This is a genomic window from Humibacter sp., assembly GCF_051954055.1.
Classification (GTDB): Bacteria; Actinomycetota; Actinomycetes; order Actinomycetales; family Microbacteriaceae; genus Humibacter.
The window spans coordinates 30,477-53,595 of sequence record NZ_JBQCIE010000087.1; the positions used below are offsets into that span (position 1 = coordinate 30,477).

Below are 23,119 nucleotides of genomic sequence, written 5' to 3' on the forward strand. Positions count from 1 at the left end.
CTCAGGCGGCAGCCTCCGCACGCGAGTGCGGGTCCAGCCGGTTGAGCGTCGCGACCACCGCGTCGTACTCTCCGCGCACCTCCGCGTAGCGCAGGAACTTGACGTTCTGCACCTGGATCTCCCGGGCATCCGGCTGCGTCTCGATGAGCTGCATCACCTCGGCCACGTAGGCGTCGAGCGGCATGGCGAACTCGCTCTCCTCCTGCCCCGGCATGAGCGCGGTGCGCACCGCGGGCGGCACGAGTTCCATGATCTGCACGCCGGTGTCGACCAGCTGCAGCCTGATGCCCTCGCTGAGCCGGTGGATCGCCGCTTTGGTGGCGTTGTACGTCGGTGTGACGGCGAGGGGCACGAACGCGAGGCCGGACGAGACGGTCATGATCACGGCATCCTGCCTCGACTGCAGGTGCTCGACGAAGGCGCCGATGAGCCGGATCGGTCCGAGGAGGTTCGTCGTGATCGTCGCCTCGGCGGTGGAGAGGAAGCCCTCGGGCGAGTGCCAGTCCTCCGTGCGCATGATGCCGGCCATCGTGATGAGCACGTTCAGGTCGGGATGCCTGCTCAGCACGTGATCGGCCGCGGACTGGATGCTCTGCGCATCGGCGGTATCCAGCTGCACGGTGTCGATGCCTCGATGCTCTGCCCGGATGCGCTCGAGCAGCTCGGCACGGCGACCGCCTACGATGACGTCGTTGCCCCGCTCGTGCAGGGCGACGGCGAGCGCGAGGCCGATTCCGCTTGTCGCGCCGGGGATGAAAACGGTGTTTCCGGTGATGTTCATGGCTCCAGCGTGCGATCCCGGCGCGACGGGCGGCAGAGAGCGGCTATCGGGGGATCACGGATCCCTGGTTCCCCGTCCGCACGGCCGAGCAAGATGGACACATGGATGCCGCAGCCCTCGCCGAGTTCCTCCGTCGCCGTCGCGGGGAGCTCACGCCGCGCGACGTCGGCCTTTCAGAGGGTCCCCGACGCCGCACTCCCGGGCTGCGCCGCGAGGAGGTCGCGCAGCTCGCCGCCATGTCGGTGGACTATTACACGCGGCTCGAGCAGCAGCGCGGGCCGCAGCCGAGCGAGCAGATGCTGGCATCCCTGACCAGGGCGCTGCGGCTTAGCCGCGACGAGCGCGACTACCTCTACCGCATGGCCGGGCACGGCATCCCGGATGACGTCTCCACCGCGGCGCACGTGGCGCCAGCCCTGCTGCGGGTGCTCGACCGGCTCGACGACTCCCCCGCGCTTGTGATCTCGGCCGTCGGCGAGACGCTGGTGCAGAACCGCATGGCAGACGCGCTCTTCGGCGACCGCAGCGCGCTCACCGGGTGGGAACGCAGCGATGTCTACCGCTGGTTCAGGCATCCGGAGACCGAACGGATGCTCTACCCCGCACACGACCGAGACCGGCAGAGCCGCGCTCTGGTCGCGAACCTGCGCGCGGCGTACGGCGCGATGGGCGCACGCTCGAGGGCGGGCGAGCTGGTGCGCGAGCTGCAGCGAGTCAGCGGCGAGTTCTCCGACCTGTGGGACCGGCACGAGGTCGCCAAGAGGTTCGAGGACCACAAGGTGCTCGTGCATCCCGAGGTAGGCCCGATCGAGTTGGACTGCCAGGTGCTCTTCACCGAGGACCAGGGGCAGGCGCTGCTCGTGCTCACCGCGTCCGGCACGGAGGCCGAGGAGAAGCTGCGGCTGCTCTCGGTGCTGGGAACGCAGGCGTTCTCGGTCGCTTCGACCCCTTCGGGCGCACCCGCGACGCCGTTAGAGTGAGCGGATGCGCGACACCACCGACCCGCGCGACACCGCGGATGCGGGGGTCGCGTCGCGTTCCGTGTGGCGCAACCCGTCGTTCGTTCGGCTCTGGTTCGGCGAGACGCTCAGCCAGGCCGGCGAACAGGTCGGCACATTCGCCATTCCGGTGCTCGCCGTGCTGGTTCTGGATGCGACGGCGCAGGAGGTCGGCCTGCTCAGCGCGGCGGAGACGCTCGCGTTCCTGGTGATCGGGCTGCCGGTCGGCGCCTGGGTGGACCGGATGCGCAAGCGCCGGGTGATGATGACGGCCGACGTCGTGCGGGCGCTCGCGCTGGCATCCATCCCGCTGCTCTGGTGGCTGGGGCTGCTGCAGATCTGGTACCTCTACGTGGTCGGCGCCGTCGTGGGCGGTGCGACGGTGTTCTTCGACGTCACGTACCAGAGCTACGTGCCGCGCATCGTGCCGTCGCGGCACGTCACCGCGGCGAACTCGGGGCTGGAGACGAGCGCGCAGGTGGCACGCGTCGGCGGCCCGGCGGCATCCGGCGGGCTGCTGGCCATCATGCCTGCACCGCTCGTGGTTCTGGCCACCTCGATCGGCTACCTCTTCTCCTTCGGCTTCGTCGCCTCGATCAGGGATGACGAACCCCGGCACGAGAAGACGGAGCACTCGTCCCTCGTCCGCGACATCGCGGAGGGCTTGCGGTTCGTGTTCGGCAACTCACTGCTGCGCCGCATCACCATGATGACCGCGTCGTTCAACCTGTTCGAGGGGTTCGTCACCACGCTGCTGTCGATCTTCGTTCTGCGCACGCTGGGACTCTCGCCCGCCCTGTACGGTGCGATGGCTGCGGTCGGTGCCGTTGGCGGCATCCTCGGCGCGATCGGCTCTTCTGCGCTGTCGCGGTGGATCGGCGAGGGGCGCATCATCGTGGTCGCGGCGCTGCTCAGCAGTGTCGCAATGTTCCTGGTGCCGCTGGCCGCGGTCGTTCCGAAGTCCGCGGTCGTGTACGCGGCGGTCCCGATGCTCGTGGTGGGCGAGTTCTTCCTGATGTTCTCCGTCGTCGTGTACAACGTCGCCCAGCTCTCGTTCCGGCAGCGCATCTGCCCTCCCCCGCTCCTCGGGCGCATGAACGCGTCCATCCGGTTCGTGGTGTGGGGCGTCATCCCGATCAGCGGCGTGGTCACGGGTGCCCTCGGCGGCTGGATCGGCGTGGTTCCGACGATGTGGGTCGGCTGCGTCTGCGGGCTCCTCGGGTGCGGCATCGTCGTGTTCTCGCCGCTCAGCCGACTGCGCAGGCTTCCCGACGGCAGCGAGACGACCCCGACGGCATGACCGTGGACCGCGCGCGACAATAGGGGCGTGAGCGAGGAGACGAGCACGGGCATCCGCACGATCGGCGTCCTCGGCGCCGGCAAGCTCGGCACCGTGCTGGCAAGGCTTGCGGTGGCGGCGGGCTACGACGTGCTGATCGCCGGCTCCGGCGAGGCGTCGAGGATCGCCCTCATCGTCGACGTGCTCGTGCCCGGCGCGCGCGCCGTGAGCGCGGCGGAGGCTGCAGAGCAGGCGGATGCCGTCATCCTCGCGCTGCCGCTGGGAAAGCACGAATCGCTCCCGGTGGATGCTCTGCGCGGCAAGCTCGTCATCGACGCGATGAACTACTGGTGGGAGGTCGACGGCATCAGGGAAGACTTCAACGATCCGCTCACGTCGACGAGCGAGATCGTGCAGCGGTTCCTGCCCGGCTCGCGCGTCGTGAAGGCGTTCAACCACATGGGCTACCACGACCTCGAGGAGGAGACGCGTCCGCAGGGCGTCGAGGGTCGCAAGGCGATCGCCGTCGCCGGCGACCGCGAGGAAGACGTGGCGGCCGTCGTCGGAATCGTCGACGCCTTCGGGTTCGACGCCGTCGTGGCCGGACCGCTCGCCGAGGGCATCCGCATGGAGCCCAACACCGAGCTCTTCGGAGCGGATGTCGACGCGGACCAGGTGCGCTACCTGCTCTCGACCTTCCCCGACTCCGCCCGCGGGCGAGTCGTCGCCAGAGCACGGGCCGAGCGAGCCGCGTAACCTGCGACCGCCTCTACCTGAGCGCCCTCTCAGGCGGCGGTAGGCTGTCGTGGTCGCCGCCGACGTCGTCCCCGCGCCGGGCATCCTCCGCCCCGTGCCGGTCGTACCCCCCCTCCCCCGTTGATTGGAGACCTCCGTGCCCGAACTCGACCCGAACCTGCTGACGGTCTTCGACGAGGTCGTGCGCCGCAACCCGGGAGAACGCGAGTTCCACCAGGCGGTGCGCGAGGTGCTCGAGAGCCTGGGGCCGGTGGTGGCGAAGCATTCCGAGTACGCGGATGCCGAGGTCATCCGCCGACTGTGCGAGCCGGAGCGTCAGATCATCTTCCGCGTGCCGTGGACCGACGACGCAGGACACGTGCAGCTGAACCGCGGGTTCCGGGTCGAGTTCAACTCGGCGCTCGGGCCGTACAAGGGCGGACTTCGCTTCCACCCGAGCGTGTACCTGGGCATCGTGAAGTTCCTCGGGTTCGAGCAGATCTTCAAGAACTCGCTCACCGGTCTGCCGATCGGCGGCGGAAAGGGCGGAAGCGACTTCGACCCGAAGGGCAAGTCAGACGCCGAGGTGATGCGGTTCTGCCAGTCGTTCATGACCGAGCTGTACCGCCACATCGGCGAGCATACGGATGTTCCGGCCGGCGACATCGGCGTCGGCGGGCGTGAGCTCGGCTACCTGTTCGGGCAGTACAAGCGCATCACGAACAGATACGAGTCGGGCACGCTCACCGGCAAGGGTCTCACGTGGGGCGGGTCCCAGGTGCGCACGGAGGCGACGGGCTACGGTGCCGTGTTCTTCGTCGACGAGATGCTGAAGGCATCCGGCGACTCCTTCGACGGCAAGCGGGTTGTCGTCTCCGGCTCGGGGAACGTGGCGATCTACGCCATCGAGAAGGTGCACGAGCTGGGCGGCATCGCCATCGCCTGTTCCGACTCCGACGGCTACATCGTCGACGAAGCCGGAATCGACCTCGACCTGCTCAAAGAGATCAAGAACGGCCACAGGGGCAGGGTGAGCGAGTACGCGCAGCGGCGCGGAGCATCCGTTCGCTACGTGCAGGGCGGTTCGATCTGGGACGTGGCATGCGACATCGCACTCCCATGCGCCACGCAGAACGAGCTCGACGGGCGAGCGGCAGCAAGCCTGATCGCCGGCGGCTGCCGCATCGTCGCGGAGGGCGCCAACATGCCCACGACGCCGGATGCCATCCGCTCGCTCCGCGACGCCGGTGTCGCCTTCGCCCCTGGCAAGGCCGCCAACGCGGGAGGGGTCGCCACGAGCGCTCTCGAGATGCAGCAGAACGCCTCGCGCGACTCGTGGACGTTCGAGTACACCGAGGAGCGACTCGCCGAGATCATGCGGTCGATCCACGACCGGTGCCTGGCGACGGCCGATGAGTACGGAGCGCCGGGCAACTACGTGGTGGGAGCGAACATCGCCGGCTTCACCCAGGTGGCCGATGCCATGCTCGCGCTCGGGCTCATCTGACGCTGCCCGGGCAAGGCACGCCGCCGTCGTCGGCACGAGGGGAATGGGTGCCGACGGCGGACGGTGGCCTTATCGGACTGCCCGTTCGGGTTGACCGGATTCGGGTGACCGGGTCGGATGGGGCTTTATTCAGTTGACGAGATGCCAGCCGAGGGAGAAGTCGAGCGCCACGGAGATCATCAGGTACATCAGCCACAGCCCTGTGACGAGGTGCCAGAACCCGAGCGCCCGCTCGCCGAGGACCACGCCGATCGAGGCGAAGAAGTCCGAGGCGTAGATCAGCGCCAGGCCGACGAACAGCAACCCGACCGCCCAGTCGCCGGCGGCGAAGAACACGATCAGGCCGGTGACCGAGATGATGAAGAACGCGACAGACATCCCCGCGTTCGGCCTCGGGTCGCTCCCGCGGTAGCGGTTGTAGCCGATGGCGAACCAGTGAATGCCGTATGCGGAGAACGCGAGCGCAGCCATGTACAGCGGTGCGCCCTTGAACACCTGGAACCAGCTCAAACCGATGAAGAGGATGATCCCGGTTACGAGCTGACAGAAGCCGGGCATCCAGATTCCCCACACGCCCGTGGCTCGGTCGACGCGTTCGTCGCGCTTGGGCCAGCCCAGCAACTCCTGCGGTCCGTAGATCAGGTAGCCGGTGCCGAGGCCGAAGAATCCGAGTGCCAGAGGTGGGAACATCGACACTGCGAAATGCATGGTGAACCTTCTTCTACTCAGTTCCCCTCCATCTCATAGTGACCCTGTTCCCAGACAACTTCAAGGGACTGCCACAGCAGGCGACACGGCTACCCTCGAAGTGAACAATCAGCGGATCGCGGGGTCGCTCGGGCGACGTCGAGACGACTTCTCAGGCAAGGGAGCACGCCGTGACGAACACGCTTCATCGCGACGACGAGCCGCGCGCGCTCCGGCTTCCCTCGACCGGTCTTCCGGCCGATCGCCTCGGCCGTCCCCTCACCGACCTGCGCGTCTCGGTGACCGATCGCTGCAACTTCCGCTGCGTGTACTGCATGCCGCGCGAGATCTTCGGCCGCGACTACGTGTTCATGCCCCGTGCGGAGCTGCTCACGTTCGAGGAGATCGTGCGCGTCGCCCGGATCGGCACGCGGCTCGGCGTGCGCAAGGTGCGCCTCACCGGCGGCGAACCGCTGCTGCGTCGAGGCATCGAGGAGCTGATCGGGATGCTCGCCGAGCTGCGCACGGTCGACGGCGCGCCCCTCGACATCGCGATGACGACGAACGGCTCGGCGCTGGCGGTGAAGGCGCAGTCGCTCAAGGATGCCGGCCTGCACCGGGTCACCGTCTCGCTCGACTCCCTCGACGACGCCACGTTCCGGCGGATGAACGACGTCGACTTCCCGCTCGAGCGCGTTCTGCACGGGCTCGAGGTGGCGCACGAGGTCGGGCTCGGCCCGATCAAGGTCAACATGGTCGTCAAGCGCGGCCAGAACGACGACGACGTGCTCCCGATGGCCGAGCACTTCCGCGGAACCGGCTACGTGCTGCGCTTCATCGAGTACATGGACGTGGGCGCGACGAACGGCTGGCGGCTCGACGAGGTGGTGCCATCGCGCGAGATCGTCGAGCGTATCCGAGCCGCGTATCCGATCGAACCGCTCACGCCGACCGCTCCCGGGGAGACCGCGGCGCGCTGGCGCTACCTCGACGGCTCGGGCGAGTTCGGAGTGATCTCCTCGGTGACGCAGCCGTTCTGCGCCACCTGCAACCGGGCACGGATCTCTGCCGACGGACGCCTGTACACCTGTCTGTTCGCGAGCGAGGGCACGGACCTGCGCGCGCTGCTGCGAAGCGGTGCCGATGACGCCGAGCTGAAGTCGGCGCTGGCCGGGGTCTGGTCCAACCGCGACGATCGGTACTCGCAACTGCGATCATCCGCCACCGACGGCATCGCCTCGCACGGCCGCAAGGTGGAGATGTCGTACATCGGCGGCTGACGGCGTGGTGCCCGCCGTGCGTCGTGTTGCGATAGCGGGGGTACGGGCGTATTCCTGAAATATGGGCAGAGTCACGACCCGACGGAGAGTCGCCCGGCTGACACTCGGCGCCGGCATCACGAGGCGCGAGGACACACTCGTCGTCGAGGAGCCGCTCGAGATCCGCGTCGGCGGCCGCTCGCTCGCGGTGACGATGAGGACTCCGGGCCACGACGTGGAGTTGGCAGCGGGCTTCCTGGTCTCCGAGGGCGTCATCAGCCGCGGCGAGCAGTTCGCCTCGGCCAGGTTCTGCGCGGGCGATGCAGGAGTGGGCAACACGTACAACGTGCTCGATGTGACGCTCGCGCCGGGAGTCGCACCGCCTGCGCCCGAACTGGCGAGGGAGTTCTTCACGACGAGCTCGTGCGGACTGTGCGGCAAGGCCAGCATCGATGCGGTGCGGACGACATCCGCGTTCGGTGTGCAGGATGACCCGCTGCGGATTTCTGCGGAGACCCTCGTCGGCCTGCCCGACCGGCTTCGCGCCGCCCAGGACGTGTTCGAGAAGACCGGCGGTCTGCACGCAGCAGGACTGTACAGGGTCGCGGACGACGAGCTGCTCGTGGTGCGCGAGGACGTGGGAAGACACAACGCCGTCGACAAGGTCGTCGGCTGGGCGCTGACGCACGACCTGCTGCCGCTGACTGGAACGGTGCTCATGGTCTCCGGCCGCGCGAGCTTCGAGCTGACGCAGAAGGCCCTCATGGCGGGCATCCCGATGCTGGCGGCGGTGTCGGCGCCGTCGTCGCTCGCGGTCGAGCTCGCGATCGAGGCCGGCATGAGCGTGGTCGGATTCCTGCGCGGGGAGTCCATGGTGGTGTACGCGGGCGCCCAGCGGATCGTGCCCGCGCAGGCGGAAGGAAGTGCGGCATGACGATCCACGAAGCCCCCAGCGAGCACAAGACGGCGCACAAGGACGAGCACCTCAGCGAGCGCAACGTCGACGACTCCGAGCACCTGGAGATCTCACATCCCAAGCACTGGGCGGCGGGCATCCCGGGGATCATGCACTCGGTGGGACCGGCCGTGCGCGAGATGGGCCCGTCGCGCGCAGCGAAGCTGCTGACGTCCATGAACCACAAGGACGGCTTCGACTGCATGAGCTGCGCGTGGCCGGATCCGTCGCATCGCAAGATCGCCGAGTTCTGCGAGAACGGGGCGAAGGCGGTCACCTGGGAGGCGACGCCCGTCACCGTTCCCAGCTCGTTCTGGCAGGAGCATCCGATTCCGGTTCTGCTGGAGAAGTCGGAGTACTGGCTGGGCATGCAGGGCCGGCTGGTCGAGCCCGTGTACAAGGCGGCGGACAGCGACCGTTACGTCCCGGTCGGCTGGGATGAGGCGTTCCGCATCATCGCGGACAAGCTGAACTCGCTCGAGAACCCCGACCAGGCCGCGTTCTACACGAGCGGCCGCACGTCGAACGAGGCGGCGTTCACGTACCAGCTGTTCGCCAGGGCGTACGGCACCAACAACCTCCCCGACTGCTCGAACATGTGCCACGAGTCCACCGGTGCGGCGCTCGGCGAGGTGATCGGCGTCGGCAAGTGCACCGTCACCTACGACGACTTCGCCAAGGCGGACCTGATCGTGATCATGGGGCAGAACCCCGGCACGAACCATCCACGGATGCTCACTGCACTCGAGGAGGCGAAGGAGGCGGGCGCGAAGATCGTCGCCGTGAACCCGCTGCCGGAGGCCGGGCTGATGCGGTACAAGAACCCGCAGAAGGTCAGCGGATGGATCGGCGAGGGCACAGGGCTTGCCGACGACTTTCTGCAGATCAGGCTGAGCGGCGACCAGGCGCTCGCGCAGGCCGTGGCGAAGCGTGTCATCGAGGCGGAGGATGCCGCCCCGGGCACCGTGCTCGACCACGACTTCATCGACCGCTACTGCCAGGGATACGACGAGTTCGCCGCCAGCCTGCGGTCGCTGGACGAGGCCGAGGTGCTCAAGGCGACCGGGCTCACCAGTGGGGAGATCGACAAGCTCGCCGAGCGGTACATGAACGCCGACCGGGTGATCATCACGTGGGCGATGGGGCTCACCCAGCACAAGCGCGCCGTCGCGACGATCAAAGACATCATGAACCTGCTGTTCCTGCGCGGGAACATCGGCAAGCCAGGCGCCGGAGCATCCCCGATCCGCGGACACAGCAACGTGCAGGGCGACCGCACGATGGGCATCTGGGAGAAGATGCCGCCGGCGTTCCTCGACAAGCTGCAGAAGGAGTTCCGTTTCGAGCCGCCGCGCGAGAACGGGGTCGACAGCGTCGACGGCATCCGCGCCCTCGCCGACGGACGCATCAAGGTGTGGTTCGCACTCGGCGGCAACCTGGTCGCCGCGATCTCCGACACGGATGCCGCCGAGTCCGCCGTGCAGAAGGCGGAGCTGACGGTGCAGGTGTCGACCAAGCTCAACCGGTCGCACGCCGTCGTGGGACGCGAGGCGATCATCCTGCCCACGATGGGACGCACGGAGATCGACCTGCAGGCATCCGGCGAGCAGTTCGTCTCCGTGGAAGACACGGTGTGTGCGGTGCATCCGTCGTGGGGCAAGGTCGAGCCGGTGTCGCCGAACCTGCTGTCGGAGATCTCGATCATCACGCGGCTGGCCCGCGCGACGCTCGGGGACAAGGTGGAGGTCGACTGGGCCGGGTTCGAGGCCGACTACGACCGCATCCGCGATCACATCGCGAACGTCTGCACGGGCTGCGACGACTACAACGCGAAGATCCGGCGGGAGGGCGGATTCGTGCTTCCGCACGGGCCGCGCGATTCGCGTACGTTCCCCACCGACACCGGTAGGGCGAAGTTCACCGTCAACGAGTTGCAGTACGTGGAGTGTCCTCCGGGCAGGCTTCTGCTGCAGACCGTGAGGGCGCACGACCAGTTCAACACGACGATCTACAGCCTGAACGACCGGTATCGGGGAGTGAAGAAGGGTCGAGACGTCATCTTCGTGAACCCGCTCGACATCGCCGAACTGGGCCTCACGGATGGGCAGCGCGTCGACGTGCACAGCGAGTACGACGACGGTGTGGACCGGGTGATCCGCGGGTTCCGGCTGGTGTCGTATCCGACCGCGAGAGGATGCGCCGCCGCGTACTTCCCCGAGGCGAACCCGCTGGTGCCGCTGGATGCCACGGCGGAGGTGAGCAACACGCCGGCGTCGAAGTCCGTGGTCGTGCGCATCGAGCGCGCGCTCGCGTAGAGCCGGAAGCTACCGACTCCCGCCGGGGGTCCGATCCGGCCAGCCCCAGGCGAGGCCGTCGACGGCCAGGAACGGTTCGTCTCCGACTGTCGATGGCGTCAGGCCGGTGAACGCCGCGACATCGCGATGGAGATGGGACTGATCGCTGAAACCGACCTCCGCGGCCACGCTTGCCGGTGGTTGCCCGACAGCCAGCCGGTGTACCGCGTGGTCGAAGCGCACGAGCTTCGTCGCACCCTTCGGCGTCATCCCGACCTCCGATCGGAAGCGCGCCCAGAGCCGGCGACGGCTCCACCCGAGGTTGGCAGCCAGCTGCTCGACGCGGATGGTGCCGCGGGACCGCGCGTCGCCCCCAGACGTCGTCGAGCTGCAGGATGCCGTCGATCTCGGCAGCCGCGCGCCCCAGCACGGCTCGGGCCACGGGCGGTGACAGTCGCAACTGCAGGCATCCGAACGTCTGCAGCTGCGTCGAGCTGAGCACCTGGCCGAACCCGGGCGCCAGCACGAGACTGCCCTTCAGCCGCTGCCCCGCTTCGTTCTGCACCCAGATGTTGCCATCGAACACGAGAATCAGTGTCAGAGCCGGATGCGGGATCAGCCGCAGCTGCGGCGGCGTGAGACCGCGGTCGGTGAATCCCGCCGCCTGTACGCCCGGGAGTGAGATCGGTCGCGACGGGGCGCTGACGTCCCACAACAATCCGTCTACCGGCTGCTCGCCGTCACCGCCGCGCGTCGAATCCTCTCGGACGCCCGCCATGGCGAACAGCGTAAGCGGGAACATTTGTACAAGCCAGGGCCGCCGCAAGAAGCCAGGCTCGCGGTATGACCTCTTCCACTGCTGTTCCACCCGGCTCTCCCGCAACCGCTCACCACAACGGACGCTCGGTCCCCGCCGAGGGTCGCCTCGTGACCGCCGACGGCGTCGGGTTCGCCGTATTCGAAGACGGACCGCGGGACGGCGATCCCCTGCTGCTCATTCACGGGACCGCCGCGTCGTCACGATCGTGGGAGCCCTTGCTCCCGTTTGCAACGTCGGCTCACCGGGTCATCCGGATCGATCTTCCAGGCTGCGGTCGCTCCGCCATGCCGGAGACGCTGGACTACGGAGTCGCCACCGTCGGCAGGCAAATCGGCATGGTGCTCGACCGACTGGATGTGGGTCCCGTCACGGCGGTCGGTCACTCCAGCGGCGGGGTCTTCGCCACCGGCCTTGCCGAGGAGTGTCCCGGTGCGGTCTCGGCGCTCGCGCTGATCGACACCGGACCGAGCATGGGTTCCTATATCGCCGAGGGCGTCGATCTGCGCGGCGCCTCCTGGGCCGAGCTCACAGACGATCAGCTACGTCAGGCGATGCGCGATGGCTTCCATCCCGGCTTCGCGATCCCTCAGGACTATGTCGACCAGTTCCGCCAGCTGGACTTCGCCGTGTTCGGCGCGGTGTCGATCGCCATCCGTCGTTACCTGAGCGATCGCGCACTGCCCGACCGGCTGGCGCCACTCGGCAAGCCTCTCCTGGTGATCTTCGGGGAGCAGGATGCCCGCTGGAACCCGGCATCGGCCGACGACTATCGAATCGTTCCCGATGCTCGCATCGAGCTGCTGGACGGCCTCGGGCACTCGCCGAACCTGGAGGACCCGGAACGGGTCGCCCGAACACTCTTCGCCGTATGAGCGCGCCTCAGAGTTGCTGAAGCCTCGGCCGCGGCCCTTCGATCCGAGCGATCGCAACCTTGACCTCGACGAGTTCGGCCTCGACGCGAGCCACGCGATCTTCCAGCCTCTCGAACCTACGGTCGACAGCTGCCGCAAATGCATCCAGCTTTGCGTCGATCAACTTAGTCTGCCGTGCGAGCATGCCGGCCACGCCTCCCAGCACGCTCAGTGCCAAGGCGAACAGCGCGATGATCATTCCGATCACGTCGGGCGACACGATCACTCTCCCATTCTGCCCTGCGGCACTCGGCTTGTCAGCGACCGTAGCCGGATGACGTCGACTTGCGACCCGCGCTGAGCGTGGTCGGTGGACAACTGCTCGTCAACGGCAGCGGTGGACGACACGCGGATTCGCCGTACCCTGGAACGCGTCATGGCGCATCTTCTCGGGGCCGAGGCCCTGCATCTCGAGTTCCCCACCAAGGTCGTCTTCGACTCCGTCTCGCTCGGCGTGAACGAGGGCGACCGCATCGGCATCGTCGGCCGCAACGGCGACGGCAAGTCGTCGCTCCTCGCGATGCTGTCCGGGCGTCTGCAGCCGGACAGCGGACGCGTGACGGTACGGGGCGGCACTCGCATCGGGGTGCTCGATCAGGCCGACGTGCTCGAGGATGCGCACACCGTCGCGCACGTCGTCGTCGGCGATACGCCCGAGCACGAGTGGGCGGGCGATGCGCGTGTGCGCGACGTGATCTCGGGGCTGCTGCGGGACATCCAGTGGGATGCCGTCATCGGCTCCCTGAGCGGAGGCCAGCGTCGCCGGGTGGCGCTGGCGACGCTGCTCGCCGGCGACTGGGATGTGCTCGCGCTCGACGAGCCGACGAACCACCTCGACGTCGAGGCGATCACGTGGCTCGCCGAGCATCTGAAGCGGCGGTGGCCGGCCAGCGCGGGCGGTCTACTCGTCGTCACGCACGACCGTTGGTTCCTCGACGAGGTGTGCACCGCGACGTGGGAGGTGCACGACCACATCGTCGAACCCTTCGAGGGCGGCTATGCGGCGTACATCCTCCAGCGGGTGGAGCGTGATCGGATGGCGGCGGCCTCCGAGGCGAAGCGGCAGAACCTGGCGCGCAAGGAGCTCGCCTGGCTGCGCCGGGGTGCGCCGGCGCGCACGTCGAAGCCGAAGTTCCGCATCGATGCGGCGAACGCGTTGATCGAGGACGTGCCGCCGATCCGCGACTCCGTCTCACTGAAGGCGCTCGCGGTGTCGCGACTGGGCAAGGAGGTCGTCGATCTCATCGGCGCCTCGGTGTCGTACCCGGCGCCAGAGGGCGGGACGCACGGCGACCACGAGGTGCTGCACGGGGTCGAGTGGCGGATCGCGCCGGGCGAGCGAACGGGCATCCTCGGCGTCAACGGAGCGGGCAAGTCCACGCTGCTCGGCCTGATCGCAGGGACTGTCGAGCCGACAAGCGGACGCGTCAAGCACGGCAAGACCGTCAAGGTCGCCTCGCTCACGCAGCGAATGGACGAGCTCGACGAGCACCTCGACGACCCGGTGCGCGTCGTGCTCGGCAGGCTGCGCACCACGTACACGATCGGCAGTGGATCCAAGGCGCAGGAGCTCACTCCGGGTCAGATGCTCGAGCGACTCGGATTCTCGTCGGCTCAGCTGTCGACGCCGGTCAAGGACCTCTCCGGAGGGCAGAAGCGCCGCCTGCAGCTGCTGCTCATCCTGCTCGACGCGCCGAACGTGCTCATCCTCGACGAGCCCACGAACGACCTCGACACCGATATGCTCACCGCGATCGAGGACCTGCTCGACTCCTGGCCGGGAACGCTGCTCGTCGTCTCGCACGACAGGTACTTCATCGAACGGGTCACGGACCAGCAGTACGCGATCCTCGACCACCGGCTGCGGCACCTGCCAGGCGGGGTGGACGAGTACCTGCGGCTGCGGGTCATGGAGGAGCGGCGGGACGCGGCCGACGGTGGAACTCTTTCGTCGGACTCAACCGGCGGGAGCGGCGGGGTTGGCGGGAGCGGCAGCGGGCTGACGGGTGCCGCGCTGCGAGATGCGCAGAAGGAGGTGGCGTCGATCGAGCGCCGCCTCGGCAAGCTCACGGAGCGCATCGACGCCGAGCGTACGGCGCTCGCGGACCACGACCAGTCCGACTACACCGGACTCGCCGCGAAGACGGATGCCATCGGCGAGCTCGAGCGAGAGGCCGAAGCCCTGGAGACCCGGTGGTTCGAACTCACCGAGGCGATCGGCTGAGCATCCGCTCGCGTGCGGCGAAACTACCGGCCAGCAGCGCCGCGAGGACCGCGAGTCCTGCCACCAGGGCGACCGTCGCACCCCAGCCGGAGGCGGCGTAGACGAGCCCGCCGAACCATCCGACCAGGCTGGACCCGAGGTAATAGAACAGGTTGTACAGTGACGCCGCCTGCGCCCTGCCCACGGTCGCCCTGGTGCCGACCCAGCCAGAGGCGATCGCGTGCGCCGCGAAGAACCCTGCGGTGAAGACGACGAGACCGACGATCACCAGCGGTAGTGAGCCGGCCAGCGTGATCAGCACGCCGGTGATCATGACGGCGACGGATGCCAGCAGCACGCCGGTGCGTCCGAAGCGACGTGCCGCTCCCCCGGCCTGCCGCGACGAGTACGTGCCCGCGAGGTAGGCGAGGAACAGCAGGGAGACCTCGAACGGATTCAGCCCGAACGGCGGCTGCTCCAGCCTGAAGGCGAGGTAGTTGTACACCGTGACGAATCCGCCCATCAGCAGAAACGCCTGGGCGAACAGCACGAGCATGCCGGGAGAGCGCAGATTCGCGAGCGAAGCCTTGACCACCCAGGTGATCGTGGCCCTCGACCGTCTGCTTCCGAGCGGCCGCGGCGTGATCAGCATGAACGCGACGGTCGCCGCTGCGCACAGCACGACGACCACGCCGACGCCCACCCGCCAGCCGAGTAGCGCGGCGAACGGCGCGGCCAGGATGCGCCCGACCAGGCCGCCCACGGTCGTGCCCGACACGTAAGTGGCCGCGGCGACCACGGTGTGGGCCGGGCGAAGCTCCTCGTGCAGGTAGGTGATCGCGAGGGCGGGCACACCGCCGAGCGCCAGTCCCTGCAGCACGCGGAGCACGAGGATGCCCTCGAAACCCGGGAAGACGGCGCCGCCCGCGCCGAACACCACGGCCGCGACCAGCGCGATGCGCATCGATGGCAGGCATCCGATGCGGCCGGCCAGCCACGACCACGGCAGAACGCCGACGGCGAGACCGATCGTGGCGGCCGAGATCAGCAGTGCGGACTGCGCCGCGGTCACATGCAGATCGCGGGCGACGAGCGGAAGTATGCCTTGTGGGGAATACAGCTGTGCGAAGGTTGCGACGCCCGCGAATCCGAGGGCGATGAGGATGCGACGGTACTCGGGTGTTCCCCGGTCGTGGCCGCGCCAGCCGAGTTGGGCGGAGCCCGCGCTCATCCTCCGAGCGGCATCACTCGGGCGCCGTGCACCGGTGCCGAGACCCGCACGGCCCGCAGCTGGCCCGCGCTGAGGGCGATCTGCAGATCGATCGCCGACTCGCGGTCCTCGGCGAGGAACGCGACGGTGGGTCCGGATCCGGAGACGAGGCCGGCCAACGCCCCGTTATTCTCTCCGAGCTCCAGCACGTCCGCGAGTTCGTCGGAGAGATGGATGGCCGGCGCCTGCAGGTCGTTGGCGAGGTTCTCGGCGAGCAGCGCCGGGTCGCCCGCGCGAAGCGCCTGCAGCAGCTCGGTGCTCACCGACGGATGCTCGGCCACAGGCCCGAGCTCGCCCGCGTGCCGCTCACGGTGTGCGTCCAGTTCCCGGTACACCGCAGGAGTGGAGAGCTCCCCTCGGGGCAGCACGAGCACCCAGTCGAATCGGCCCTGCGTGAGCACCGGGCTCAGCTCGTCGCCGCGCCCCAGCCCGATCGCCGTGCCTCCGGCGAGCGCGAACGGCACGTCGGCGCCGAGCTGCGCAGCCAGCTCGTGCAACCGCTCGCGCGAGAGCCCGGCGTTCCACAGGGTGTCGCAGGCGATCAACGTGGCCGCGGCATCCGCCGACCCGCCGCCCATTCCGCCCGCGATGGGCACGTTCTTCTCGATCTCGATGCGCACGCCGGTGCTCACGCCCGCCGCATCGGCCACGAGTTGCGCGGCGCGCACGGCGATGTTGCGCTCGTCGGTGGGCAGCCCAGAGCAGTCGATCGGACCGCTGAAGCTCAGCGTGATGTCGTCGGCCGCCCAGACGCGCACATCCTCGTAGAGCGAGACCGCCTGGTACACGGTCGCGACCTCGTGATACCCGTCGTCGCCGACCGCGCCGACGCCGAGGTAGAGGTTCACCTTGCCCGGGGCGCGAGCGTGCACTGGCAGACCCAGGCTGGCGGACGTCATGGTTCCAACCTACGGTGTCAGTCGCCGACGCGCGCGAGGGCGACGAACTGGTCGGCCGTCAGTTGCTCGCCGCGCGCCGTCGGCGACAGTCCCGCCGCCTCGAGCGCTGCCGATGCCGCGGCCGAGTCGCCGAAGACACCGGACAGCGACTGCCGCAGCATCTTGCGACGCTGGCCGAACGCGGCGTCCACGATCCCGAACATCCGTTGCCGCAATGCCTCGTCGCCCGGGTGCTCGTGCCGCTCGAACGCCACCAGGATCGAGTCCACATTCGGCACCGGCCAGAACACCTGCCGGGAGACCTGCCCTGCCGTGCGCCACGACCCGTACCACGCGGCCTTCACGCTCGGCGAGCCGTACACCTTGGAACCCGGCTGCGCTGCCAGCCGCTGCCCCACCTCAGCCTGCACCATCACGACGCCGGACTGCAGCGTCGGCACGGTCTGCAGGAGGTGCAGCAGCACCGGCACCGACACGTTGTACGGCAGGTTCGCCACGAGCCGCACCGGCGACGCGGGCAGCGCAGTCAGGGCCGCATCGTCGAACGCCAGGGCATCCTGATGCACCACGTTCAGCCGGCCGGATGCCTCGGGCGCCAGTTGCTCGACCGTCACCGGTAGCTGCCGAGCCAGCCTTCCGTCGATCTCGACCGCGACGACGGATGCCCGCGCCTCCAGCAGTCCAAGGGTCAGCGACCCGAGCCCCGGTCCCACCTCGAGCACGACGTCGTCCGGCTGCACGTCCGCCACGCGCACGATGCGTCGCACCGTGTTCGCGTCGATCACGAAGTTCTGCCCGAGCTTCTTCGTCGGCGTCACGTCGAGCAGCTCCGCCAGGTCGCGGATCTCCGCCGGCCCTAGGAGTTGCATGGCCCGTGCGCCATCACGCGATGATCCCGATCGGTGTGGTCGGCGGAGCCGCGACCGGTTCGGAGTCCCATTTGCCGTACACGAGCTCCGTGTTGGACACGAGCTGTGCCGCAAGCACCGACACGTCGGTGCCGGTCACCTGCGCCATGCCGCGAACGGTGTGCGGAATGAGGTACGGCGCATTCGGGCGGCCGCGGAACGGGGACGGCGTGAGGTAGGGAGCATCCGTCTCCACCAGCAGCAGCGAGCGCGGCGCGATCTCCAGTGCGTCGCGCAGGTTCTGCGCGTTCTTGAAGGTCACGGTGCCGGCGAACGAGAGGTACCAGCCGTTGTCGGCGCAGACCTCGGCCAGCCCCGTGTCGCCCGAGAAGCAGTGGAACACCACCCGTTCCGGCGCTCCGACCCGCTTGAGGGTGGCGATCACGTCGTCGTGGGCGTCGCGGTCGTGGATCTGCAGCGCCAGGTTGTGGCGCTTGGCCATCTCGATGTGCGCCTCGAACGAGCGGAACTGCGCGGCGCGCCCGCTGACATCCGTGCGGAAGAAGTCGAGGCCGGTCTCGCCGATGGCTCGCACCCGTGGGCGCGAGGCAAGGGAGTCGATCACGGCCAGCGCGTCGTCGAGCTCGCCTGCGGCATCCAGCTCGGGAGCATCGTTCGGGTGGATGGCCACCGCAGCGAGCATCCTCGGCTCGATAGCGGCGGTCTCCGCCGCCCAGATCGACGAAGCGACGTCGGTGCCCACCTGCACCACGCCACGCACGCCGACCGACGACGCCCGGTCAAGCTGCTCGCGGTAGTCCAGCGCGTGGCCCTCCGCGATGCGACCAGGCCGCGCGGACGGGTCGATGTGCGTGTGGTTGTCGTACACAGGCACCACGAGCGGTGTCGGCAGCGGCGGGTACGTGGGGTCGCTGGGCATGACCGCTAGGCGACGACGGCCTGGTCGATGCGCGGGAACAGCGCCTCCAGCGCGGAGACCCGGATGCCGGCGGGCAACTGCCCCCACCTCCCCGCGTCCCGAAGCGGTTGCGCGGTGAGCTCGCCGAGCGCCTCCTGCGCACCGAGCGCCTGCCACAGCGACTCCGTCGATTTCGGGATGACCGGCGAGAGCAGCACGGCGAGCGCGCGCAGCCCCTCCGCGGCCGTGTAGAGCACGGTCTGCAACCGTTCGCGGTTCGCGTCGTCCTTGGCGAGCGCCCACGGCTCCTGCTCCGTGATGTAGCCGTTCAGCTCGTCGACGATCGTCCACACCGCGGCGAGCGCGTCGTGGATCGCGAAGCGCGAGATGGCGGCGTCCGCGTTCGCGGCGGCATCCGCGACCGTGCGCTGGATCAGGAGGTCGGCATCCGTCGTGGCGCTCCCCACCGGCTCAGGCACCTCGCCGCCGAAGTAGCGCTGCAGCATGGCGATCACGCGGGAGGCGAGGTTGCCGAACCCGTTCGCGAGTTCCGACTGGTAGCGGGCCGAGAGGTCTTCCCAGCTGAACGAGCCGTCCTGTCCGAAGCTGATGGCGCGCATGAAGTAGTAGCGGAAGGCATCCGACCCGAACGTGTCGGTGATCTGCGACGGCGCGATGCCGGTCAGCTTGGACTTGGACATCTTCTCGCCGCCCACGAGCAACCAGCCATGGCCGAACACCTTGTGCGGCACCTCGAGGCCGGCGGCCATCAGCATGGCCGGCCAGATCACGGCGTGGAACCGCGCGATGTCTTTGCCGACCAGGTGGTAGGCCGGCCAGCGGCGGTCGAACAGCTCCTGGTCGGTGCCGTAGCCCACCGCCGTCGTGTAGTTCAGCAGCGCATCGAACCAGACGTAGACGACGTGCGACGGGTCCCACGGCACCTTGATGCCCCAGTCGAAGCTCGAGCGCGAGATCGACAGGTCGGAGAGCCCCTGACGCACGAACTGCACGATCTCGTTGCGAACGCTCTCCGGCTGCACGAAGTCGGGGCGCGACTCGTACAGGTCGAGCAGTTGCTGCGCGAACGCGCTCATGCGGAAGAAGTAGTTCTTCTCCTTGAGGATCTCGATCGGCCGCGAGTGGATCTTGCACACCAGCTGGCCCTGGTACTCACCGCTGAGCGGCTCGTCGAGCTCGTCGCGCTGCTTGTACTCCTCGCACCCCACGCAGTAGTAGCCCTCGTACTCGCCGGCGTAGATGTGCCCGTCGTCGTGCAGCTTCTGCAGGAACCGGGTCACCGCCTCCTCGTGCCGCTCGTCGGTGGTGCGGATGAAGTCGTTGTTGGAGATGTCGACGGTCTCCAGCAGCGGTTTCCAGGCGGATGCCACGAGCCGGTCGGCCCATTCGCGGGGCTCCATGCCGTTGGCGGTCGCCGTACGCAGGATCTTCTGCCCGTGCTCGTCGGTGCCGGTGAGGAACCAGGTGTCGTCGCCGGCCTGACGGTGCCAGCGGGCCAGAACATCCGCGGCGACCTCGGTGTACGCGTGCCCGATGTGCGGAACATCATTCACGTAGAAAATGGGCGTGGTGATGTAGAACGAGGCACCGTCGGACATGCGTTCCATCCTAAATGGAGCGGATGCCCCGCCCTGGCCGCGTTACGGCGGCCGGCAGTCGCTCGTCCTACGCCGGGGCGACTACGCGGATACCGGCGGATGTCGCTTCTCTCGCAAGTTCCTCGTCGTACGTGACGAGTTCGTCGACTCCTATCCTCAGTGCCGTCGCCAGGTGAATGGCGTCGTTCGATCGCATCGGAGCGTGAGTGCCCGCAGCAAGCAAATCGCCACGAGTGACGTCGACGAGCGTGACGGCATCCAGAACCACCTGGATCGCGTCGGTTCCGATGAGCGCAGGGTTGCGCCCGGCCGCGCAGTGGAGCTCGGTGTGCAGCAGCCACGACGCCGCCAGCCGTCGGGAGGAATCGGCAAGTTCTGCGGCCAATGCGGCGGACTCGGTTTCCTCCACCAGAAGCTTCATCGCGGCCGATGTGTCGAGGTAGGCGACGGTCATCCGCGGATCACCAACGGCCCCTGCTGTCTTCGATGAGTTCGCGCGCGCTCGTCGGCGACACGACCCGCTTGATCGCCGCCAGGGTCTCGGTGCCATTGCGCGCGCCTCGCGCCTCACCTCGAGCGATGAGCGCTTCGAGCGCGTCCCCTCCGACGGGGACGATCATGGCCGCCCGGCGACCGTTATTGCTCACCAGCAGCGACTCGCCCGCCTCCACTCGGCGGAGGATCTCGCCGCTGTTGTTCCGCATCTCGCGGTGAGTCACTGTCTCCATGTAGCACATCGTAGCACAGCGGTCTCGCGCCGGCGAGAGCATCGGGCGTTGGGCGAGCATCGGGCGATACAGTCGCACCGTGTCAAACAGCCCCGACGATCCATGAAATAGGCGGTTACGCCAAGCCGGACGCCTGCAGCAGCTCGTGGCGCAGCGCCTCCCGCACGGCGGCCATTCCGTTGTATGTCTCCTCGAACGAGGTCGACAGCGGCGACAGCCCGATGCGGAGGCCACGGGGGTCGCGGTAGTCCGGGATGACGCCCTGATCCCACAGCGCCCCCGTCACCTGCCGCATCGCGGGATGCTGCACCGTCACGTGTCCGCCACGGCGCGCGGCATCCCGCGGCGAGGCCAGCACTGCGCCGAGCGGAACCAACCACTCGTCGGTGAGCTCGATCGCGAAGTCGGTGAGCGCCAGCGACTTCGAGCGGACGGCGTCCATGCCCTTGTCGTCGATCATCTCCAGCGTGTCCTGCATCGCCAGCATGCCCACGATCGGCGGTGTGCCGCTGAGGAACCGGCGCATGCCGGCGGCGGGGACGTACTCCGGGCCCATGGCGAAGACATCCGCCGAGCCCATCCAGCCGTGGATCGGCTGCTGCAGCACCCGCTGCAGGTCGTCGCGCACGTAGGCGAATGCGGGAGAACCGGGGCCGCCGTTCAGGTACTTGTACGTGCAGCCGACGGCGAGGTCGACCTCCCAGGCGTCGAGCTCGATGGGGACGGAGCCGACCGAGTGGCAGAGGTCCCAGAGCACGAGTGCTCCGGAGTCGTGCGCGATTCTGGTGATGCGCTTCGCGTCGGCCAGGTAGCCGGAGCGGTATGCGACGTGGCTGAGCACGACGAGCGCGGTCCGCTCCCCCACGACCGCGGCCACCTGCTCCGGCGAGACTCCGGATGCCGGGTCCGCCTCGATCCAGCGCAGCGTGAGTCCGCGTTCGGCCGCGATCCCGTCGAGGACGTATCGGTCGGTCGGGAAGTTGTCGGTGTCGAGCACGATCTCGGTGCGCGTTCCTGAGCTGCGCGGTGCATCCACCGCCGCCCTGGCGAGCTTGTAGAGCAGCACGGTCGTCGAGTCGCCGATCACGGTCTGTCCGGCCGCAGCGCCCAGAGCCACCCGGCCGATGCGGTCGCCGATCGTGAACGGCAGGTCCATCCACTCCTCGTCCCAGCCGCGGATGAGCCGCCCGCCCCAGTCCTGGATGAGGAACCGCTGGATGCGCTCGACGCTCGCCGTGGTCGGCCGGCCGAGCGAGTTCCCGTCGAAGTAGGCGACGAGATCGTCGGAGGCGACGAACCGTGACCGGAAGTGCGCGAGCCCGTCGATGCGGTCTGCCCTTCGTGCATAGGCGAGGAAGGGATCGGGGGCGCTCATTGCAGGGTCTCCTCCAGGTAGTCGATGGTCGTGGCGCGGGCCGTCGCCAACCAGTGGGCGGCGTCCGTCGCGCTCTCCGGCGGCGTGCCTGGTATCCAGGCGAACCGGGGACCTATCGCATCCGCGTGCGTCGACCCCGCGATGCCGGCGACGAGGGCGTCGCGCTCCAGGCCCGCTGCGGCAAGGGCGTCCAACTCCCGCGAGTTCACACCGAGCGGAAGCGGTCCGTTCCCGAGATCGGTGCCGTAGAGCACGCGAACGCCGGCGGCCGCGAGGTGCCGCACGTTGTGGGTCGCGATCTCGAACGCGGACGAGCGGTCGCCCCAGCCGTGGATGTCGAGAGTCGAGATGACGGCGGTGCCTGCGCGGGACATCCGCGCGATGAGTTCCGGTTCGAGCCTCTCGGTGAAGGGAGTGTGCGCGATCACGTTGACGCCGGCATCCAGCGCGCGCTCCGTCATGCCCTGGCCCTCGACATGCGCCGCGACGGGCACGCCTTCGCCTCGTGCGGCGGTGACGATGGCGACGAGCAGCTCCGGCTCCGGCACCGGGCCTGCATCACTGTTGACGGTCACCTTGATGACGGATGCTCCGGCGGCCGCCTGCGTACGCACCGCCGCCTCCGCCTGGTCGGGGTCGCTCAGCTCGACGACCGCTGCGTCCGGAGCCCAGTCCCTGCCTTTCGGGTATCCGCCTGGGCAGGTCAGGAAGGCACCGGCTATGTGGATGTCCGGCAGCGTCGATCCGGGGAACGCCGCGTCTCTGCGCAGGCGCCCGGTGATCGCGGGATCGCCTCCGAGGTCGACGACGTGCGTGATGCCACCGGCGAGCAGCGGCTCAGGATCGATGAGGGTCAGGTGCACGTGATGGTCGGTGAGGCGCGGAACGAGCGTGCCGGGCACCTCGATGTCGGCTCGGGCATCCGGTCCGACCGGTTGCAGCAGACCGTCGAGCAGCGCGTAGGCGCTTCGGCCGCGGAACGACCCGGTCCACGCCGCTTCGAACGCGACGATCTGGCCTTCCTCTAGCATC

22 protein-coding genes are annotated in these 23,119 nt (G+C 68.6%); 9 read left to right on the forward strand and 13 right to left on the reverse strand.

The genetic code is table 11. The features are described 5' to 3' along the window. Window position 1: 1 nt before the first annotated feature. Window positions 2–781, reverse strand: coding sequence for an SDR family oxidoreductase (locus ACTHNC_RS09505; protein WP_440294358.1), 780 nt, complete (start codon window positions 779–781; stop codon window positions 2–4). A 101-nt stretch (window positions 782–882) separates the two neighbouring features. Here ACTHNC_RS09505 and ACTHNC_RS09510 point away from each other — a divergent pair, with 101 nt between their 5' ends. From ACTHNC_RS09510 to gdhA, 4 genes are all read left to right on the forward strand, one after another. Then, the gene (locus tag ACTHNC_RS09510) at window positions 883–1,761 is read left to right on the forward strand and encodes a helix-turn-helix transcriptional regulator (RefSeq protein ID WP_440294359.1); all 879 of its coding nucleotides are present in this window, start codon (window positions 883–885) and stop codon (window positions 1,759–1,761) included. Between the two features lie 4 nt (window positions 1,762–1,765). Next, window positions 1,766–3,079 (forward strand): MFS transporter, encoded by a 1,314-nt coding sequence (locus ACTHNC_RS09515; RefSeq protein WP_440294360.1) that lies wholly within the window; start codon window positions 1,766–1,768, stop codon window positions 3,077–3,079. A gap of 27 nt (window positions 3,080–3,106) precedes the next feature. After that, window positions 3,107–3,814 (forward strand): NADPH-dependent F420 reductase, encoded by a 708-nt coding sequence (locus ACTHNC_RS09520; protein ID WP_440294361.1) that lies wholly within the window; start codon window positions 3,107–3,109, stop codon window positions 3,812–3,814. A 136-nt stretch (window positions 3,815–3,950) separates the two neighbouring features. Continuing rightward, window positions 3,951–5,300 (forward strand): NADP-specific glutamate dehydrogenase, encoded by a 1,350-nt coding sequence (gdhA, locus tag ACTHNC_RS09525; protein WP_440294362.1) that lies wholly within the window; start codon window positions 3,951–3,953, stop codon window positions 5,298–5,300. 129 nt (window positions 5,301–5,429) lie between these two features. Here the strand turns inward: gdhA and ACTHNC_RS09530 are convergent, their stop codons facing one another. Then, window positions 5,430–6,008, reverse strand: a complete 579-nt coding sequence (locus ACTHNC_RS09530) for a hypothetical protein (protein WP_440294363.1) — start codon at window positions 6,006–6,008, stop codon at window positions 5,430–5,432. 170 nt (window positions 6,009–6,178) lie between these two features. Between ACTHNC_RS09530 and moaA the strand changes: the two genes are divergently transcribed. The 3 genes from moaA to ACTHNC_RS09545 all read left to right on the forward strand — a co-directional run bounded on the left by moaA (window position 6,179) and on the right by ACTHNC_RS09545 (window position 10,516). Continuing rightward, entirely contained in the window at window positions 6,179–7,267 is a 1,089-nt protein-coding gene (moaA, locus tag ACTHNC_RS09535) for a GTP 3',8-cyclase MoaA (RefSeq protein WP_440294364.1), read from the forward strand. Between the two features lie 61 nt (window positions 7,268–7,328). Next, window positions 7,329–8,180 (forward strand): formate dehydrogenase accessory sulfurtransferase FdhD, encoded by an 852-nt coding sequence (gene fdhD, locus ACTHNC_RS09540; RefSeq protein WP_440294365.1) that lies wholly within the window; start codon window positions 7,329–7,331, stop codon window positions 8,178–8,180. Next, complete coding sequence (locus ACTHNC_RS09545; protein WP_440294366.1) at window positions 8,177–10,516, forward strand: FdhF/YdeP family oxidoreductase; 2,340 nt, start codon at window positions 8,177–8,179, stop codon at window positions 10,514–10,516. Before fdhD ends, ACTHNC_RS09545 begins: the two co-directional genes overlap by 4 nt. A 9-nt stretch (window positions 10,517–10,525) precedes the next feature. Here the strand turns inward: ACTHNC_RS09545 and ACTHNC_RS09550 are convergent, their stop codons facing one another. After that, window positions 10,526–10,909 (reverse strand): helix-turn-helix domain-containing protein, encoded by a 384-nt coding sequence (locus tag ACTHNC_RS09550; RefSeq protein WP_440294385.1) that lies wholly within the window; start codon window positions 10,907–10,909, stop codon window positions 10,526–10,528. Window positions 10,910–11,338: 429 nt separating this feature from the next. On the opposite strand from ACTHNC_RS09550, the gene ACTHNC_RS09555 reads away from it, so the two are divergent. Next, on the forward strand, window positions 11,339–12,187 hold the full coding sequence (locus tag ACTHNC_RS09555; RefSeq protein WP_440294367.1) for an alpha/beta fold hydrolase: 849 nt from the start codon (window positions 11,339–11,341) through the stop codon (window positions 12,185–12,187). A gap of 7 nt (window positions 12,188–12,194) precedes the next feature. Here ACTHNC_RS09555 and ACTHNC_RS09560 read toward each other — a convergent pair whose 3' ends face one another. Next, the gene (locus ACTHNC_RS09560; RefSeq protein WP_440294368.1) at window positions 12,195–12,452 is read right to left on the reverse strand and encodes a hypothetical protein; all 258 of its coding nucleotides are present in this window, start codon (window positions 12,450–12,452) and stop codon (window positions 12,195–12,197) included. Window positions 12,453–12,602: 150 nt separating this feature from the next. Between ACTHNC_RS09560 and ACTHNC_RS09565 the strand changes: the two genes are divergently transcribed. Next, a complete protein-coding gene (locus ACTHNC_RS09565) occupies window positions 12,603–14,450 on the forward strand; it encodes an ABC-F family ATP-binding cassette domain-containing protein (RefSeq protein WP_440294369.1) in 1,848 nt (615 codons plus the stop codon). Here ACTHNC_RS09565 and ACTHNC_RS09570 read toward each other — a convergent pair. From ACTHNC_RS09570 to ACTHNC_RS09610, 9 genes are all read right to left on the reverse strand, one after another. Further along, the gene (locus tag ACTHNC_RS09570; RefSeq protein WP_440294370.1) at window positions 14,431–15,660 is read right to left on the reverse strand and encodes an MFS transporter; all 1,230 of its coding nucleotides are present in this window, start codon (window positions 15,658–15,660) and stop codon (window positions 14,431–14,433) included. The two genes, ACTHNC_RS09565 and ACTHNC_RS09570, sit on opposite strands and share 20 nt — an antisense overlap. Beyond that, the gene (locus ACTHNC_RS09575; RefSeq protein WP_440294371.1) at window positions 15,657–16,598 is read right to left on the reverse strand and encodes a 4-(cytidine 5'-diphospho)-2-C-methyl-D-erythritol kinase; all 942 of its coding nucleotides are present in this window, start codon (window positions 16,596–16,598) and stop codon (window positions 15,657–15,659) included. Before ACTHNC_RS09575 ends, ACTHNC_RS09570 begins: the two co-directional genes overlap by 4 nt. Before the next feature lie 17 nt (window positions 16,599–16,615). Continuing rightward, window positions 16,616–17,467, reverse strand: coding sequence for a 16S rRNA (adenine(1518)-N(6)/adenine(1519)-N(6))-dimethyltransferase RsmA (rsmA, locus tag ACTHNC_RS09580; RefSeq protein ID WP_440294372.1), 852 nt, complete (start codon window positions 17,465–17,467; stop codon window positions 16,616–16,618). 13 nt (window positions 17,468–17,480) lie between these two features. Next, window positions 17,481–18,386, reverse strand: a complete 906-nt coding sequence (locus tag ACTHNC_RS09585) for a TatD family hydrolase (RefSeq protein ID WP_440294373.1) — start codon at window positions 18,384–18,386, stop codon at window positions 17,481–17,483. Between the two features lie 5 nt (window positions 18,387–18,391). After that, complete coding sequence (gene metG, locus ACTHNC_RS09590) at window positions 18,392–19,984, reverse strand: methionine--tRNA ligase (RefSeq protein WP_440294374.1); 1,593 nt, start codon at window positions 19,982–19,984, stop codon at window positions 18,392–18,394. 67 nt (window positions 19,985–20,051) lie between these two features. Continuing rightward, window positions 20,052–20,438, reverse strand: coding sequence for a type II toxin-antitoxin system VapC family toxin (locus ACTHNC_RS09595; RefSeq protein ID WP_440294375.1), 387 nt, complete (start codon window positions 20,436–20,438; stop codon window positions 20,052–20,054). Window positions 20,439–20,445: 7 nt separating this feature from the next. After that, a complete protein-coding gene (locus ACTHNC_RS09600; RefSeq protein ID WP_440294376.1) occupies window positions 20,446–20,712 on the reverse strand; it encodes a type II toxin-antitoxin system Phd/YefM family antitoxin in 267 nt (88 codons plus the stop codon). Window positions 20,713–20,827: 115 nt separating this feature from the next. Further along, window positions 20,828–22,087 carry a kynureninase gene (locus tag ACTHNC_RS09605; RefSeq protein ID WP_440294377.1) on the reverse strand — a complete coding sequence of 420 codons (1,260 nt, stop codon included), beginning with the start codon at window positions 22,085–22,087 and terminating at the stop codon, window positions 20,828–20,830. Then, entirely contained in the window at window positions 22,084–23,118 is a 1,035-nt protein-coding gene (locus ACTHNC_RS09610; protein WP_440294378.1) for an amidohydrolase family protein, read from the reverse strand. The genes ACTHNC_RS09605 and ACTHNC_RS09610 overlap by 4 nt, the downstream gene beginning before the upstream one ends. Between the last annotated feature and the right edge of the window lies 1 nt (window position 23,119).

Bases quoted from the DNA above. Each gene is read 5' to 3' on its own strand.
- ACTHNC_RS09505 (WP_440294358.1), bottom strand. From the start codon at position 781: ATGAACATCACCGGAAACACCGTTTTCATCCCCGGCGCGACAAGCGGA.
- ACTHNC_RS09510 (WP_440294359.1), top strand. From the start codon at position 883: ATGGATGCCGCAGCCCTCGCCGAGTTCCTCCGTCGCCGTCGCGGGGAG.
- ACTHNC_RS09515 (WP_440294360.1), top strand. From the start codon at position 1,766: ATGCGCGACACCACCGACCCGCGCGACACCGCGGATGCGGGGGTCGCG.
- ACTHNC_RS09530 (WP_440294363.1), bottom strand. From the start codon at position 6,008: ATGCATTTCGCAGTGTCGATGTTCCCACCTCTGGCACTCGGATTCTTC.
- fdhD (WP_440294365.1), top strand. From the start codon at position 7,329: ATGGGCAGAGTCACGACCCGACGGAGAGTCGCCCGGCTGACACTCGGC.
- ACTHNC_RS09545 (WP_440294366.1), top strand. From the start codon at position 8,177: ATGACGATCCACGAAGCCCCCAGCGAGCACAAGACGGCGCACAAGGAC.
- ACTHNC_RS09555 (WP_440294367.1), top strand. From the start codon at position 11,339: ATGACCTCTTCCACTGCTGTTCCACCCGGCTCTCCCGCAACCGCTCAC.
- ACTHNC_RS09565 (WP_440294369.1), top strand. From the start codon at position 12,603: ATGGCGCATCTTCTCGGGGCCGAGGCCCTGCATCTCGAGTTCCCCACC.
- ACTHNC_RS09570 (WP_440294370.1), bottom strand. From the start codon at position 15,660: ATGAGCGCGGGCTCCGCCCAACTCGGCTGGCGCGGCCACGACCGGGGA.
- ACTHNC_RS09575 (WP_440294371.1), bottom strand. From the start codon at position 16,598: ATGACGTCCGCCAGCCTGGGTCTGCCAGTGCACGCTCGCGCCCCGGGC.
- rsmA (WP_440294372.1), bottom strand. From the start codon at position 17,467: ATGCAACTCCTAGGGCCGGCGGAGATCCGCGACCTGGCGGAGCTGCTC.
- ACTHNC_RS09585 (WP_440294373.1), bottom strand. From the start codon at position 18,386: ATGCCCAGCGACCCCACGTACCCGCCGCTGCCGACACCGCTCGTGGTG.
- metG (WP_440294374.1), bottom strand. From the start codon at position 19,984: ATGTCCGACGGTGCCTCGTTCTACATCACCACGCCCATTTTCTACGTG.
- ACTHNC_RS09595 (WP_440294375.1), bottom strand. From the start codon at position 20,438: ATGACCGTCGCCTACCTCGACACATCGGCCGCGATGAAGCTTCTGGTG.
- ACTHNC_RS09600 (WP_440294376.1), bottom strand. From the start codon at position 20,712: ATGGAGACAGTGACTCACCGCGAGATGCGGAACAACAGCGGCGAGATC.
- ACTHNC_RS09605 (WP_440294377.1), bottom strand. From the start codon at position 22,087: ATGAGCGCCCCCGATCCCTTCCTCGCCTATGCACGAAGGGCAGACCGC.
- ACTHNC_RS09610 (WP_440294378.1), bottom strand. From the start codon at position 23,118: ATGCTAGAGGAAGGCCAGATCGTCGCGTTCGAAGCGGCGTGGACCGGG.